The organism is Streptomyces sp. enrichment culture, from assembly GCF_964272895.1.
Lineage (GTDB): Bacteria > Actinomycetota > Actinomycetes > Streptomycetales > Streptomycetaceae > Streptomyces.
Map to the genome: position 1 here is coordinate 1,233,517 of NZ_OZ186832.1, position 13,634 is coordinate 1,247,150.

12 protein-coding genes are annotated in these 13,634 nt (G+C 72.6%); 4 read left to right on the forward strand and 8 right to left on the reverse strand.

Going from position 1 to position 13,634, the window contains the following annotated elements:
* Positions 1-1,095, reverse strand: coding sequence for a phosphotransferase family protein (locus tag ACSU6M_RS05540; protein WP_437067561.1), 1,095 nt, complete (start codon positions 1,093-1,095; stop codon positions 1-3).
* Between the two features lie 9 nt (positions 1,096-1,104).
* Positions 1,105-2,220 (reverse strand): hypothetical protein, encoded by a 1,116-nt coding sequence (locus ACSU6M_RS05545; RefSeq protein WP_437067562.1) that lies wholly within the window; start codon positions 2,218-2,220, stop codon positions 1,105-1,107.
* 314 nt (positions 2,221-2,534) lie between these two features.
* Between ACSU6M_RS05545 and ACSU6M_RS05550 the strand changes: the two genes are divergently transcribed.
* Entirely contained in the window at positions 2,535-2,741 is a 207-nt protein-coding gene (locus ACSU6M_RS05550; protein ID WP_437075015.1) for a hypothetical protein, read from the forward strand.
* Here ACSU6M_RS05550 and ACSU6M_RS05555 read toward each other — a convergent pair.
* A complete protein-coding gene (locus tag ACSU6M_RS05555; RefSeq protein WP_437067564.1) occupies positions 2,704-3,876 on the reverse strand; it encodes an acyl-CoA dehydrogenase family protein in 1,173 nt (390 codons plus the stop codon). The two genes, ACSU6M_RS05550 and ACSU6M_RS05555, sit on opposite strands and share 38 nt — an antisense overlap.
* A gap of 330 nt (positions 3,877-4,206) precedes the next feature.
* Here ACSU6M_RS05555 and ACSU6M_RS05560 point away from each other — a divergent pair, with 330 nt between their 5' ends.
* Positions 4,207-5,430, forward strand: coding sequence for a glycoside hydrolase family 18 protein (locus tag ACSU6M_RS05560; protein WP_437067565.1), 1,224 nt, complete (start codon positions 4,207-4,209; stop codon positions 5,428-5,430).
* Positions 5,431-5,493: 63 nt separating this feature from the next.
* Here ACSU6M_RS05560 and ACSU6M_RS05565 read toward each other — a convergent pair whose 3' ends face one another.
* The 3 genes from ACSU6M_RS05565 to ACSU6M_RS05575 all read right to left on the reverse strand — a co-directional run bounded on the left by ACSU6M_RS05565 (position 5,494) and on the right by ACSU6M_RS05575 (position 7,933).
* On the reverse strand, positions 5,494-6,153 hold the full coding sequence (locus ACSU6M_RS05565) for a TetR/AcrR family transcriptional regulator (RefSeq protein ID WP_437067566.1): 660 nt from the start codon (positions 6,151-6,153) through the stop codon (positions 5,494-5,496).
* A 176-nt stretch (positions 6,154-6,329) separates the two neighbouring features.
* Positions 6,330-6,473 carry an SCO1431 family membrane protein gene (locus ACSU6M_RS05570; protein ID WP_437067567.1) on the reverse strand — a complete coding sequence of 48 codons (144 nt, stop codon included), beginning with the start codon at positions 6,471-6,473 and terminating at the stop codon, positions 6,330-6,332.
* A 74-nt stretch (positions 6,474-6,547) separates the two neighbouring features.
* Positions 6,548-7,933: a peptidase C39 family protein gene (locus ACSU6M_RS05575; protein WP_437067569.1), complete on the reverse strand. Its 1,386-nt coding sequence runs from the start codon at positions 7,931-7,933 to the stop codon at positions 6,548-6,550.
* Positions 7,934-8,109: 176 nt separating this feature from the next.
* Between ACSU6M_RS05575 and ACSU6M_RS05580 the strand changes: the two genes are divergently transcribed.
* Positions 8,110-8,715: a uridine kinase family protein gene (locus ACSU6M_RS05580; protein ID WP_437067570.1), complete on the forward strand. Its 606-nt coding sequence runs from the start codon at positions 8,110-8,112 to the stop codon at positions 8,713-8,715.
* 460 nt (positions 8,716-9,175) lie between these two features.
* A complete protein-coding gene (locus ACSU6M_RS05585) occupies positions 9,176-11,044 on the forward strand; it encodes an AAA family ATPase (RefSeq protein WP_437067572.1) in 1,869 nt (622 codons plus the stop codon).
* Between the two features lie 67 nt (positions 11,045-11,111).
* On the opposite strand, the gene ACSU6M_RS05590 is transcribed toward ACSU6M_RS05585, so the two are convergent.
* Positions 11,112-12,200 carry a hemolysin family protein gene (locus ACSU6M_RS05590; protein ID WP_437067573.1) on the reverse strand — a complete coding sequence of 363 codons (1,089 nt, stop codon included), beginning with the start codon at positions 12,198-12,200 and terminating at the stop codon, positions 11,112-11,114.
* Complete coding sequence (locus ACSU6M_RS05595) at positions 12,197-13,522, reverse strand: hemolysin family protein (RefSeq protein ID WP_437067575.1); 1,326 nt, start codon at positions 13,520-13,522, stop codon at positions 12,197-12,199. Before ACSU6M_RS05595 ends, ACSU6M_RS05590 begins: the two co-directional genes overlap by 4 nt.
* Positions 13,523-13,634: the final 112 nt, after the last annotated feature.

Consider the following 13,634-nt stretch of genomic DNA (forward strand, 5'->3'; position numbering starts at 1 on the left):
TCACCACCGGTAACCGCCCTGCACCATGGCCCGCAGGCTGCCGTGGTGCAGGATCAGCGTGTCCGGATCCGCCGGGACGGCGACCTCACCGAAGTGCACCCGCCGGTAGGCGACGCGCAGCATGACGATCGCCTGCCGCAGCGCGGCGTACAGCAGGTAGAAGTCCATGTCGCGCGGGATGTGCCCGGTCAGCCGCGCGTAGCGCTCCTCGACGCGGTCGCGGCGCAGCAGGTCCGGCAGTCCCGGCTGTCCCGAGGCGGTCGTCAGGTCCTGGAAGAAGCGGTGCAGGTAGATCGTCCAGCCGAGGTCCACCTCGCGCGGGGCGGGCGCGGCCATCTCCCAGTCGAGGACGGCGGCGGGTGCGAAACCGTCGTAGAGGATGTTCCCGATCCGTGCGTCGCCCCAGGTGAGGACCGGTGGGCCCGGCTCGCGCGGCCAGAGTTCGCCGAGCCGGTCGAAGGCCGTCTCGATGAGCGGTGAGCGGGGCAGGCCCTCGATCACCCAGGCGTAGTAGGCGCGTTGGGCCGCCACATGGCGGTGCAGGGTGTCTCCGTCGCCGGGGAGGTCGAGGAACCCGGCCTCGCCGAGCGGCGCTTGGTCGTGCAGCCGGGCCAGCACCGCGACGGTGGCCGCCTCCAGCCGCTCCCGTTGCATGCCGCTCGCCGCGTGCAGCCAGCTGCCCGCGTAGGTGTACGGCATGACGTCGGGCGGGACGCGGCCCTCGACGCGCTCCATGACGAAGAAGGGCGCGCCGAGCGGCCCGGTGTCCTCCTCCAGCCAGAGCACACGGGGCACCGGTACGTCGGTGTGCTCGGCCACCAGCCTCATGGTGCGGTACTGGCGGGGCATGTCGTACGCGGGGAACACGGTGTACGCCGACGGGTCCGCCGCGAGCCTCAACACACAGGCCCGCACGGGTGTTTCGGGGTGCTCGATGTCGAACAGCACGGTCTCGCTGGACATGCCGTTGGAGGAGGGGACGCGGACGCCGGTCACCGCGGCGCCGGGGAGCCGGGTGCCGAGCCAGGCGGTGAGGCGGCGGGCGATGTCCTCGGGGTCGCGGGTGGTGGTGCGGGGGCGGGGTGAGGTGGGCATCCGCGCTCCTCACTCCGCCACGGAGTCGAAGCCGGTGAAGCCGCTGGGGTCGTGGCGGCCGAAGGAGCCGTGCTCGAAGATGCCGTAGCCCGTCCGTCCGCCGAGCCGGAAGCGTGCGGCGTGGTCCGTGACGCCGTAGGCGGCGCGGGGGTGCGGGGCGGTCATGTCGTACGTACGGCGGTCCTCCCAGCCCCGGCCCCGCCAGGTGCCGTGCTGCCAGTCGTCCGCGGGCGGATAGCCGGCGCCGACGGCGAGCGGCGAGGAGGTCAGGATCTCCACCTCCATCTCCTGCGGCTTGCGCACGTCCCCCAGATGGATGACGGCGCGCTCGGGGTCGCGGGTGCCGGGGCGGTAGCTGATCTCGGCCTGGGGCCAGCCCAGTTGGCGGTCCCGGTGGCCGGGGCGGACGAGGGTGGCGTCGTTCAGGGAGCGGTGTCCGTCGGCGTCCTCCTGCACGACGACCATCAGGAACCGGTCCTCGAAGCGCACCGGGCTCCAGATCCAGTGGAAGCCCTCGGTGGGGTGGTCGGCGGCGAGCGGGCCGCCGTCTTCACCGGGTACCGGGCGCACGCCCCAGCTGCGGTCGCGGGTGCCGCTCCACGCGCCGGGCGTCAGGCGGATCTCCCGGCCGCCCGCGCGGATCCAGCCCACGCAGCGTCCGGCCTGCACGAACCGCCTGCCCTCAAGGGTGAGCCGGCCGCCACGCCGCTGGAGGTGGTGCGGCTCCCACAGGGCCGGGAAGTCGGCGCACCAGCGGATCTCGAAGGACAGTCCGTCGGGGTCGTCGGGCGGGGGCGCGCAGCCGAGCACGAACTCCGCGAGGGGCCGCTCGACGGTGGTGCGCAGCGGGCCGACGGCGAGCCGGGTACGGTCGTCGCCGAGGGCGTCGCTCGCGCGTACGGCGTACAGGGTGTCGCCGAGGCGCAGGGTGGCGTAGGCGTCGATGACGCCGAGGTTGGGGTACACGCCGAGGCCGGTGATCAGCAGGGCGCGGCCGGTGTGGTCGAAGACGTGGAAGATGCCGCGGTCGTAGGCGTTGCGGTCACCGGTGGCCACGTGCTTCATGGACAGCGGGACCTGGTGGACCGGGTATTCGTCGAGCGGTACGGGGCGGTCGTCGGCCATGGCGCACCTCCCTGACGGTGGTTCAGGTGACGGTACGTCAGGTGGTGTCGGCTGACCAGACCGCGGGACGGGACGGGCGCGAACTCACGGCCGATTCCGTCGACCGGTGACCCGGTGCGGCCCGTCGGCGTTGGCCCGGTATGACCCCCACCTATTCCACGACCGGGCGTCAGCACCGAGTGTTCGTCCCGACCCGCGCAGAATCGGTTCCGCTGCCACCGCTCGCGGCTCAGTCCCCCATGACCCAGCCCCTCGCGGCTCAGCCCCACATGACCCAGTCCCTCACGCCTCAGCCCCACATGGCCCAGCCGCGCATGGCCCAGGCGTTCCCGAGCGCCCCGCAGGCGGCCCCGCCGCAGCCCGCGGACCCGCCGATCTACCGGGCCCTGCTGCGCACCTGGGCCGACCGCGGCCGCACGCTGCCCGGACGCCACGACCCGGAGTGGGTACGGCTCGCGGCGCCCCTGGTGCGGCCGGGTCAGTTCAGCGCGTCTCCGGACCCGCGAGGTGACGGGCGATGACCATCCGCTGGATCTGGTTGGTGCCCTCGACGATCTGGAGGACCTTGGCCTCGCGCATGTAGCGCTCGGCCGGGAAGTCGGCGGTGTAGCCGTAGCCGCCGAGGATCTGGACGGCGTCCGTGGTGACCTTCATCGCGGTGTCGGTGCAGTGCAGCTTGGCCATCGCGGCCTGCTTGGCGAAGGGCAGCCCGGCGTCGCGCAGCCGTGCCGCCGCCAGGTACAGCGCGCGGCCGGCCTCGATCTGGGTGGCCATGTCGGCGAGCATGAAGCGCAGGCCCTGGAAGTCGGAGATCGGCTTGCCGAACTGGCGGCGCTCCTGCGCGTACCCCACGGCCTCGTCCAGGGCCGCCTGGGCGACCCCTATGGCGCAGGCCGCGATGCCGAGCCGCCCGGAGTCCAGCGCGGACAGCGCGATGGAGAAGCCCTGGCCCTCCTCGCCGATACGGCGGCTGTCGGGGACGCGGACGCCGTCGAAGTTGATCTGGGCGGTGGGCGAGCCCTTCATGCCCATCTTCTTCTCCGGGGCGGCGGCGCTCAGGCCCTCGGCGTCGCCGGGCACCAGGAACGCGGTGATGCCGCGCGGGCCGTCCTCGCCGGTGCGGGCCATCACGGTGTAGAAGTCGGCGATGCCGCCGTGGGTGATCCACGCCTTGGTGCCGGTGATCACCCAGTCGTCGCCGTCGCGCACGGCCCTGGTGCGCAGGGAGGCGGCGTCGGAGCCGGAGGCCGGCTCGGACAGGCAGTAGGCGCCGAGCAGGCCGCCGGCGAGCATCGCGGGCAGGTGTTCGACCTGCTGCTCCTTGGTGCCGTAGGTGGCCAGGCCGTAGGAGGCCAGCGTGTGCACGCTGACGCCGAGACCGACGGTGAGGCGGCCCATGGCGAGCTCTTCGAGGACCTGGAGGTAGACCTCGTAGGGCTGCTCGCCGCCGCCGTACTCGGCGTCGTAGGGCAGGCCCAGCAGGCCGGAGCGGGAGAGCAGGGTGAAGGTCTCGCGCGGGAACTGCCCGGCTTCCTCCTCCTCGGCCGCCACCGGAGCGATCTCGCGCTGGGCGATGTCGCGGACGAGCGAGATCAGGTCCCGGGCCTCCTCGGTGGGCAGTTGACGGTCCACCGGCTGCGGGGCGCGGTCGGGCATGGCGACGCTCTCCTCCCTGTCGGGCACGGGCGGCACGGCCCGTTGTGGGGGCGGCTCCGCCAGGTCTCTGGGGTGCCGGACGATGCTCGCAGTTCCGGGTCTCGGAAGGCTGCTGACCAGCGGCTCGGCGCTGTGAGTATGCCCGATCGGAGGCGGCGCGTCACTGGTTAACGACCGCTTACTTCAGGTAATCGACCGGGAATCGAGATTGGTCCGCACCATTGACCGAACTGGTCTAGTCCTCCTACGGTGTCGGTTCACCGGCAATCATCGCGTTCATGTCAACGCCGCGCCGGCGCATGTCCCCCTCTCCCCCACGAGGAGACACCGATGCGAACCCCCCTCCGATCCCTCGTCGCCACCCTCTGCGGCGCCGTCCTGGGCGCCGGACTGCTGACCGGCGCGGGTACCGCCACCGCGACCACCACCGCTCCCCGGGCCGAGGCGGCCGCCGGATCCAAGATCGTCGGCTATTTCACCGAATGGGGCACCTACGACCGCAAGTACCTGGTCAAGAACATCCGCACCTCCGGCTCCGCCGCCAAGCTCACCCACATCAACTACGCCTTCGGCAATGTCACCGGCGGCAAGTGCGCCATGGGCGACGCCTACGCCGCCACCGACCGCGCCTACACCGCCGCCGAGTCGGTGGACGGCGTCGCCGACACCTGGGACCAGCCGCTGCGCGGCAACTTCAACCAGCTGCGCAAGCTGAAGCGGCTCCACCCGAACATCAAGGTCCTGTGGTCCTTCGGCGGCTGGACCTGGTCCGGCGGCTTCGCCGAGGCCGCCCGCAACCCCGCCGCCTTCGCCCAGTCCTGCTACGACCTGGTCGAGAACCCCAAGTGGGCGGACGTCTTCGACGGCATCGACATCGACTGGGAGTACCCCAACGCCTGCGGCGCCACCTGCGACACCAGCGGCCGGGCGGCCTTCAAGAACCTGATGCAGGCCGTGCGCGCCAAGTTCGGCTCCGGCAACCTGGTCACCGCCGCGATCACCGCCGACGCCACCCCGGGCGGCAAGATCGACGCGGCCGACTACGCGGGCGCGGCGCAGTACGTCAACTGGTACAACCCGATGACCTACGACTACTTCGGCGCCTGGGACGCCACCGGCCCGACCGCCCCGCACTCCCCGCTGACCTCCTACAGCGGCATCCCCAAGCCGCATCTGCACACCTCGGCAACCATCGCCAAGCTCAAGGGCCTCGGCATCCCGTCCTCGAAGCTGCTGCTCGGCATCGGCTTCTACGGCCGCGGCTGGACCGGCGTCACCCAGTCCGCGCCCGGCGGCACGGCGACCGGCCCGGCGGCGGGGACGTACGAGCAGGGCATCGACGACTACAAGGTGCTCAAGACCAAGTGCCCGGCGACCGGGACGGTGGCCGGCACCGCGTACGCCAAGTGCGGCAGCAACTGGTGGAGCTACGACACCCCGGCGACCATCGCGACCAAGATGACGTACAAGAACAGCCAGGGCCTCGGCGGCACCTTCTTCTGGGAGCTGAGCGGGGACACCGCGAACGGTGAGCTCATCCGGGCGATCAACTGACCGTGCGCTCGCGGCGGACGGGGCGGGGGGCGGCCTCCGCCCCGTCTCGCACGGGCCCCTTCTCTACAGCGGCCGGCGGGCCGGCTCCGGGGCCGGGTGGGCCGGGTCCAGCTCCTCGATGGCACGCAGGGTGCCGCCGAGCATCCGCACCAGCAGTTCGCGCATGTCGTCGCGGGACAGTCCGGGGCGGTCGATCCAGTCCAGCGTGGCGCCCTCGACCCCGCACACCCAGCCCAGCAGGCCCATGCGGGCCAGCGGGGCGATCTCCCGGCTGCCGTAGGCGCCTTCGGCGATGGTGCCGACGATCGCCTCCCGCACACCGTCGCGGATGGCGTGCACCTCGGCGTCGAAGCCGACCCCGCCGCTGACGATGGTGCGGTAGGCGGCCTGGTGGTGCTCGGCGTAGCGCAGATAGCCGTCGACGGTGCGGTGCACCCGGTCCGCGGCGGGCAGTTCCGCGCCGCTCGCGGCGAAGCCGACCAGATCGGCGACCGAGTCCTGGACGATCGCCAGGTAGTAGCCGCGCTTGGAGTGGAAGTAGTAGTAGATCAGCCCCTTGGCCACATGGGCCTGGCGGGCGATGTCGTCCATGGAGAGCGCGTCGTAGGGCGTGTCGGCGAACAACTTCCGCCCGATGGCGAGGAGTTCGGCGCGGCGCGCCAGCGAGCGGTCGGTGCCGCGGACCGGTGGGCGGGCGGCGTCACGCTGGTGACTGATGTTCAATGTCGAACCTGATATCCAACGGGCGGCGGGACATCCGCAGTATGTCAGGTCATGGATGGCTCAGGTCGCACAGGTTCTTCACAACCGGCTCTGTCCAGCCGGTGCCGCGCGACGGGTTCCGCACAGCCGGTTCCGCACAGCCCGGTCGGCGCAGCGGGTTCAGCGCGACCGCTTCTTCACAGCAGGCCGAGCTGGGTCACGAGCATCGCGACGACCACGACGAGGACCCAGCCCATGGCGTGCTCGACGATCTTCGGGCCGCGGTCGTCCTGAGGACCGCCGGTGGACACCCGCGTGACGGTGGCTGCGTGCGTGGTCATGGCGTCCACCTTGCCACCCGGAGCGGCTTTTGTGACCGAGAGCTTGGTCACAGCCGCCCCGGACGCCACCGTGCTCAGCGCACGCCCACCGCCGCCAGCGCCCGGCGCTGCTCCGGCGTCGGACGGGCCGGGAAGTACAGGTAGCAGACGCCGCCGGTGCCGGAGACGACCTTGCCGGAGGCGTTGTACCGCTTGGTCCTGAGCCAGATGTTCTCCCACTCGCGCCGCTTGTAGACCCGGCGCACCTCCTCGTTGCTGTCCGAGGCCGGGTCGTTGGCGATCACGTCGCCGTCGGCGGTGAAGCCGATCACCGTCATCAGATGCCCGGAGGTGCCGTACCCGGCGCCGGTCAGCTCCTCGGCGCGGAAGGACTGGGACGTTATGGCCGGGATCCCCGCGGCGATCAGCGTCTCCAGGTCGGTCAGGGAGTGCAGCCGGGTCACCACGCCCTGCAGCCCCCGGAAGGTCGCGGCGTAGGCGGCGTTGAACGGCCAGTTGCCGCAGCCCGCGTACTGGTAGTCGTAGGTGTACCGGGCCGCGTGGCACACCTGCGGGTCGGCGTAGGACGGGTCGACCCAGGACAGCTGCTCCTCGGTGAGCCGGCCGCCCCAGTACTCGATGATCATCTGCGAGGAGGTGGGGCTGCACCATGCCTCGCCGCCGTTGTCGTACTCCGGGTATTGGCCCTTGTGGATCTCCTGCGAGTAGCGCGGCACCGCCAGCTCCCCCGCCACCCCCGGTGTGGACGCGGGCACGGTGAACCGGTCGGGGATGTCGGAGGCCATGGCGCCGAGCCGCCACACGGTGGGCGTGGCCCCGCTGCCGGGGCGGCGGTACAGGGTCAGGCGCAGCCGGTAGGAGGTCAGGCGCAGGCCGCTCGCGGCGTCGTCGATCGCGAAGGTGTCCGTCCAGATGCTGCTCCTGCCGTCGCTCTGGTCGTCCACCGAGGTCCGCCGGATGTCCTGGTCGCCGGCCGCCCAGCGGCCCAGGACGTACCAGGGGGTCTGCGTGCCGTCGGAGTAGGTGCCGCGCAGTTCGACGCCGATCCAGGTGCCGGCCGGGGTGTCGGCGTTCCAGGAGGCGATCACCTCGGTCGCGGGCACGGTGGAGGTGTGCGCCGGCGAGGTCCAGGTCGCGTACTCCCAGGCGGCGGTCCTGCCGGTGTGCGGGTCGGTGTAGTCGACGGTGCCGGCGGGGGTGGCGAGCACGACGCCGGGGCGGGCTCCGGCGACGGGGCGGGTGCCGCGGCAGGTGCCGGAGCGCCAGTCGGTGTACGTGATCCAGAAGCGGTTGTCGACCAGGCGGCCCGGCGCGCGGCCGCCGTCCGGGGCGTCCGTGCCGGCCGGGGCCTGTGCGGGGGCCGCGGGGCCGGCCGCCGCCGGGCCGGCACCGGTGGCGACGGCGGCGACGACCGCGGCGGCCAGGACGGTTCTGCGGGACGGCTGTTCGGCTCTGCTCATGGGTGTGTGACCCCCAGGTGTCCTCAGTCGGGCCCGGCCCGATACCGGCTGCGTCCGCCAACTATGGCCAAACCCGCCCTGTCCATCCAGCACTTCGGGGCATGCCGCGGCCACCAATATGGGTCTGGACCACTGGCGCCACCTGGGCGCACGCGCGCGGCGGCGATGATGGGAGGGTGCACTCCCTGACGCGTCCCCTCCCGTTCCCCGAGCTCGCCCGCCGGCTGCGCGCGCTGCCCCCGTCCGTCGGACCCGTGCGGCTGGTGGCCGTCGACGGGCACGCCGGTTCCGGCAAGTCCACCTTCGCGGGGCGGCTGGCCGAGGCGCTGGACGGGGCGCCGGTGCTGCACCTGGACGACATCGCCACCCACGAGGAGCTGTTCGACTGGACCGGCCGGCTGCGGGAACAGGTGCTCGCACCCTTCGAACGCGGCGAGCCGGCCGCCTACCGGCCCTACGACTGGCGCGCCCGCCGCTTCGGGCCGCCGCGGGAGCTGCCGCCCGCCGAGGTGGTCCTGATCGAGGGCGTCGGCGCGGGCCGGCGCGCGGTGCGGCCGTATCTGGCGCGGCTGCTGTGGATGGAGATGGAGCCGGAAGCGGCGTGGTCCCGCGGACGGGCGCGCGACGGCGAGGAGCAACGGACCTTCTGGGACGGGTGGGTCGCGGCGGAACTGCGGCACTTCGCGCAGGATCCGTCGAAGCCGTACGCCGACCTCGTGGTGCGGCAGACACCGGTGGGGTACGAGGTGCTGGACGGGCGGTCGGCGGGGACCGCTGAGTGACGCTCCGTGACCGACTGTAGACAATGTGGTGAAGTCGTGAAGACCGCCGCGCGGGAACTTCCCGGACTACCCCAACTCCGCTTGACCGACGGGCCGTACAGGTCTTACGTTCTCAATGTGCGCCCCGACGGGGCCACCCACTGACGCGAAGCCCCCGGTTGTTCCCCCGTGACCGGGGGCTTCGTTCTGCCCTCACACCCTGCGCCGGGCGCCGTGAGGCGCCGGATGCTCACCCTGGGTCACCGAAACGGATGCGCCCTCGTTCGCTCCCCTCGCCCCGAACGGCCCGTGTCGCACCCTACGGCGGGCGACACCGACGCAGGTACGATGCCCTCGGCGCGACCTTCGGACGGCTGCCGGCCCGGTCAACTCCGGTACCCGGCACTGCGGTTCGAGCGGAAGGCGGCCGCGGGCGACGGCCCGGCGGTGAGCAGCGGGGGCACGGCTTGTGGGGGACGGGATGGACTTCGGCACGCAGGGCCCCGAGGCCCCGGCCGACCTCGCCTGGCTGCGGGGCGTCGACGCCTACACCATGGGCGCCTATCCGCAGGCGGAGGAGGAGTTCCGCACCGCGGTGCGGCTCGACCCCGGAATGGCGGACGGCTGGCTCGGGCTGCACGCGCTGCGCATCGACACCACGACCGCGCTGCTGCGGATGTTCCGGCACCGCGACCGCTTCGGCGAGCAGCGCGCCCGGCACGCCCGCACCCTCAACTCCTGGTACTGGCTCGGCTGGTGGGTCCAGCCCGTCCTGGAGAGCCCCCGCGATCTGCTGCTCGCGCACGCCTCGCACTGGCTGGACGGCCGGCATGTGCCGGAGCTGGACCGGGCGCTGGCCGGACTGCCGCCGGTCGACACCGACCCCCAGGTGCGCTTTCTGCACGCCTGCCGCTCGTACCTGGTCAAGGACTGGGAACAGCTCGTACGGCACACCGACCCGCTCCTGGACGACCCACTGCTCGGCATCGAGGCCGGGCTGTTCGGCGGTATGGCCCGGGTCCGCCTGGAGATGTACGGGCAGGCCGAGCCGCTGCTCTCTGCCGCGCTGATGCGGTGCCGCAGCGAGCAGCCGCAGCGCAAGGAGCTGCGCTACTGGCTGGCCCGCGCCCACGAGGGCACCGGCCGCACGGCCGCCGCGCTCCCCCTGTACCGGGCCGTGCACCGGGTCGACCCCGCCTTCATGGACACCTCGGCCCGGCTCGCCGCCATCTCCGAGGGCGACGGCTACGACGAGAGCGCCGACCTCGCGGCGATCACCCTGGCCGGCGCCGGGCAGGACAGCGTGGACGGACTCGACGCGCTCGACCCGCTCTTCGGCACGGACGGCCGCGACCTCAGACTGCCCGAGCCGGAGCTGCCGCCGCCGGCCGCTCCCCTGCCCTCGGTCACCGCACCCGCGGTGCGGGAGAAGACGGGGGTGCCCAACGGGCCGCTTCCGGCCGGACCGACGGATGCCGCCTTACTCGACGAGGCGCTCGCCGAGCTGGAGCGCATGGTCGGCCTCGAACCGGTCAAACGGCAGGTCAAGGCGTTGTCGGCGCAGCTGAACATGGCCCGGCTGCGGGCCGGCCAGGGGCTGCCGGTCCAGCCGCCCAAGCGGCATTTCGTCTTCTCCGGCCCCTCGGGCACCGGCAAGACCACGGTGGCCCGCATCCTCGGCCGGGTCTTCTACGCCCTCGGCCTGCTCGGCGGTGACCATCTCGTGGAGGCGCAGCGCGCCGATCTGGTCGGCGAGTATCTGGGGCAGACGGCCGTGAAGGCCAACGAGCTCATCGACTCCGCGCTCGGCGGCGTGCTCTTCGTGGACGAGGCGTACTCCCTCTCCAACTCCGGCTACGGCAAGGGCGACGCCTACGGCGACGAGGCGCTTCAGGTGCTGCTGAAGCGGGCCGAGGACAACCGCGACCACCTCGTGGTGATCCTCGCCGGGTACCCCGAGGGCATGGACCGCCTGCTCGCCGCCAACCCCGGTCTGTCCTCCCGCTTCACCACCCGCGTGGACTTCCCCTCCTACCGCCCCCTCGAACTCACCGCGATCGGCGAGGTGCTGGCCGCCGAGAACGGCGACGTGTGGGACGACGAGGCGCTGGAGGAGCTGCGTTCGATCGCCGGGCACGTCGTCGACCAGGGGTGGATCGACGAGCTGGGCAACGGGCGGTTCCTGCGCACGCTGTACGAGAAGAGCTGCGCGTACCGGGATCTGCGGCTGTCCGCCTACCCCGGCACGCTCACCCGCGACGACCTGGCGACCCTGCGGCTCCCCGACCTGATGCAGGCCTACGGAGAGGTGCTGTCGGGGCGGGGGCCGCAGGATCCGTCGGCCCTCTGAGCCGCCGGGGTCGCCCAGCCGACCAGGGCCAGGCCCCGCGACCCCGACATGATCCGGAAGACAGGCCCTAGGTCGCCAGCGCTTCCTCCGGCTCGCCGCTCACCCGTGGCTCGCTCACCCGTACCTCCGGTGCGGGCCGGCGATGTGCCGGGTCCCGTACCTCGCCGACCAGCAGCTCCAGGACGTCCTCCAGCGCCACCAGTCCCAGGACCCGCCCGGAGGCGTCGGCGACCTGGGCGAGGTGTGTGCCGACGCGGCGCATCACCGTCAGGGCGTCGTCGAGCGGCAGTTCGGACCGGAGGGTCGTCATGTGCCGCCAGACCTGCTGGGGCACGGCACGCTCGGAGTCCTCCAGGTCGAGGACGTCCTTGATGTGGACGTAGCCCATGTAGGCGCCGTTCTCGGCGGCGACCGGGAAGCGGGAGTAGCCGGTGCGGGCCGTCAGCTCCACGATCCGGCCGGGGGTGACCGACGGTCCGACGGTGACCAGCGACTCGCGGCGCAGCAGCACGTCCGTCACCGGGCGCGAGCCCAGCTCCAGGGCGTCCTCCAGCCGCTCCTGCTCCTCGGGGTCGAGGAGCCCGGCCTGGCCGGAGTCCTCCACCAGCCGCCCCAGCTGCACGCTGGTGAAGACGGCCTCCACCTCGTCCTTCGGCTCCACGCGGAACAGCCTCAGCACGGCCTGGGCGCAGGCGCCCAGCGCGCGGGTGACCGGCCCGCACACCCGGGCGAAGGCCACCAGGCCGGGCGCGAGCCAGATCGCGGCCTTCTCCGGGGCCGCCATGGCGAGGTTCTTCGGGACCATCTCCCCGATGACGAGGTGGAAGAAGACCACCACCGCGAGCGCGATCATGTAGCCGAGCGGGTGGACCATGCCGTGCGGCAGACGGATCCATGTGAAGAACGGCTCCAGCAGCCGCGCCACGGTCGGTTCGGCGACCGCGCCCAGGGTCAGCGAGCAGACGGTGATGCCGAACTGGGCGGCGGCCATCATCCGCGGCAGCCGCTCCAGGCCGTAGAGCACCTGGCGGGCGCGGGCGGTGCCGAGCGGTTCGATCTGGCTGCGGCGTACGGAGACCAGGGCGAACTCGGCGCCGACGAAGAAGCCGTTCGCGAGCACCAGCAGGGCGGCGAACAGCAGTTGCAGGACGCTCATCGGGCGGCCTCCCGCACGGCCGCGGTCCGCACCAGCCGTACCCGCTCGGCGCGGTAGTGGCCGACCCGGCGCACGGACAGCCGCCAGCCGGGCAGTTCGGCCCGGTCCCCGGCGGCCGGGATCCGGCCGAGCAGATCGGCGACGAGCCCGGCGACGGTCTCGTAGGGCCCCTCGGGGACCTCCAGCCCTATGCGTGCCAGGGTGTCGACGCGGCAGCTGCCGTCCACGTCCCAGGCGGGCCTGCCGTCCTCGGCGGGGGCGGGGGCCAGTTCCGGGATGTCCTGGCCGTCGTGCTCGTCGCGGACCTCGCCGACGATCTCCTCGACGATGTCCTCCAGGGTGACCACACCGGCCGTGCCGCCGTACTCGTCGACGACGACGGCGATGGGCTGCTCGCTGCGCAGCCGGGCCAGCAGCGGCTGCACCGGCAGCGTCTCGGGCACGAGCAGCGCCGGCCGGGCGATCCGGGCGACGGGCGTGCGCAGCCGGTCGGCGGCGCGGACCGCGAGGGCGTCCTTGAGGTGGACCATGCCCACGATCTCGTCGATCTTCTCCCGGTAGACGGGGAAGCGTGACAGACCGGTGGCGCGGGTGAGGTTGACGACGTCCTCGGCGGTGGCCGAGGACTGCAGGGCGCTGACCTTCACCCGTGGGGTCATCACATGCTGGGCGGTCAGCTCGGCCAGCGACAGGGTGCGTACGAACAGGTCGGCGGTGTCCTGCTCCAGGGCGCCGGCCTGCGCGGAGTGGCGGGCCAGGGAGACCAGCTCGCCGGGGGTGCGGGCGGAGGCCAGCTCCTCGGCGGGCTCGAAGCCGAGCGCGCGCACCAGCCGGTTGGCCACCGCGTTGAGGCCCGCGATCACCGGCCGGAACAGCCGGGCGAAGGCGTGCTGCGGGCCGGCCACGAACCGCGCGACCTGCAGGGGCCGGGACACCGCCCAGTTCTTGGGCACCAGCTCACCGACGACCATCTGCACGGCGGACGCCAGCAGCATGCCCACGATCACCGCGACGCCGGGGACGGCACCCTCGGGCACGCCGAGCGCGGTGACCGGGCCGCCGAGCAGCTCGGCCAGGGCCGGCTGGGCCAGCATGCCGACGATCAGCGAGGTGATGGTGATGCCGAGCTGGGTGCCGGAGAGCTGGAAGGAGAGTTCCTTGAGCGAGTCGACGACCTTGGCGGCGCGCCGGTCGCCGTCGGCCGCGGCCTTCTCGGCGTCCGCGCGCTCGACGGTGACGAGGCCGAACTCGGCGGCCACGAAGAAGCCGTTGGCCAGGATCAGCAGGAACGCCGCCGTCAGAAGCAGCAGAGGGATGGTCATGAGGCCGCCGCCCGTGTGTCGGGACCGGGGGCGGCGCAGGTACTACAGGACGATCCGTCCATCGCTGGAGGGAGTCACTCCTCGACTAGCAGGAGCCCCTGTGCGCCGTCGG

Coding starts and splice junctions, on each gene's coding strand:
- ACSU6M_RS05595 (WP_437067575.1), bottom strand. CDS start 13,522: ATGACCATCCCTCTGCTGCTTCTGACGGCGGCGTTCCTGCTGATCCTG.
- ACSU6M_RS05585 (WP_437067572.1), top strand. CDS start 9,176: ATGGACTTCGGCACGCAGGGCCCCGAGGCCCCGGCCGACCTCGCCTGG.
- ACSU6M_RS05560 (WP_437067565.1), top strand. CDS start 4,207: ATGCGAACCCCCCTCCGATCCCTCGTCGCCACCCTCTGCGGCGCCGTC.
- ACSU6M_RS05545 (WP_437067562.1), bottom strand. CDS start 2,220: ATGGCCGACGACCGCCCCGTACCGCTCGACGAATACCCGGTCCACCAG.
- ACSU6M_RS05570 (WP_437067567.1), bottom strand. CDS start 6,473: ATGACCACGCACGCAGCCACCGTCACGCGGGTGTCCACCGGCGGTCCT.
- ACSU6M_RS05540 (WP_437067561.1), bottom strand. CDS start 1,095: ATGCCCACCTCACCCCGCCCCCGCACCACCACCCGCGACCCCGAGGAC.
- ACSU6M_RS05575 (WP_437067569.1), bottom strand. CDS start 7,933: ATGAGCAGAGCCGAACAGCCGTCCCGCAGAACCGTCCTGGCCGCCGCG.
- ACSU6M_RS05590 (WP_437067573.1), bottom strand. CDS start 12,200: ATGAGCGTCCTGCAACTGCTGTTCGCCGCCCTGCTGGTGCTCGCGAAC.
- ACSU6M_RS05555 (WP_437067564.1), bottom strand. CDS start 3,876: ATGCCCGACCGCGCCCCGCAGCCGGTGGACCGTCAACTGCCCACCGAG.
- ACSU6M_RS05550 (WP_437075015.1), top strand. CDS start 2,535: ATGGCCCAGGCGTTCCCGAGCGCCCCGCAGGCGGCCCCGCCGCAGCCC.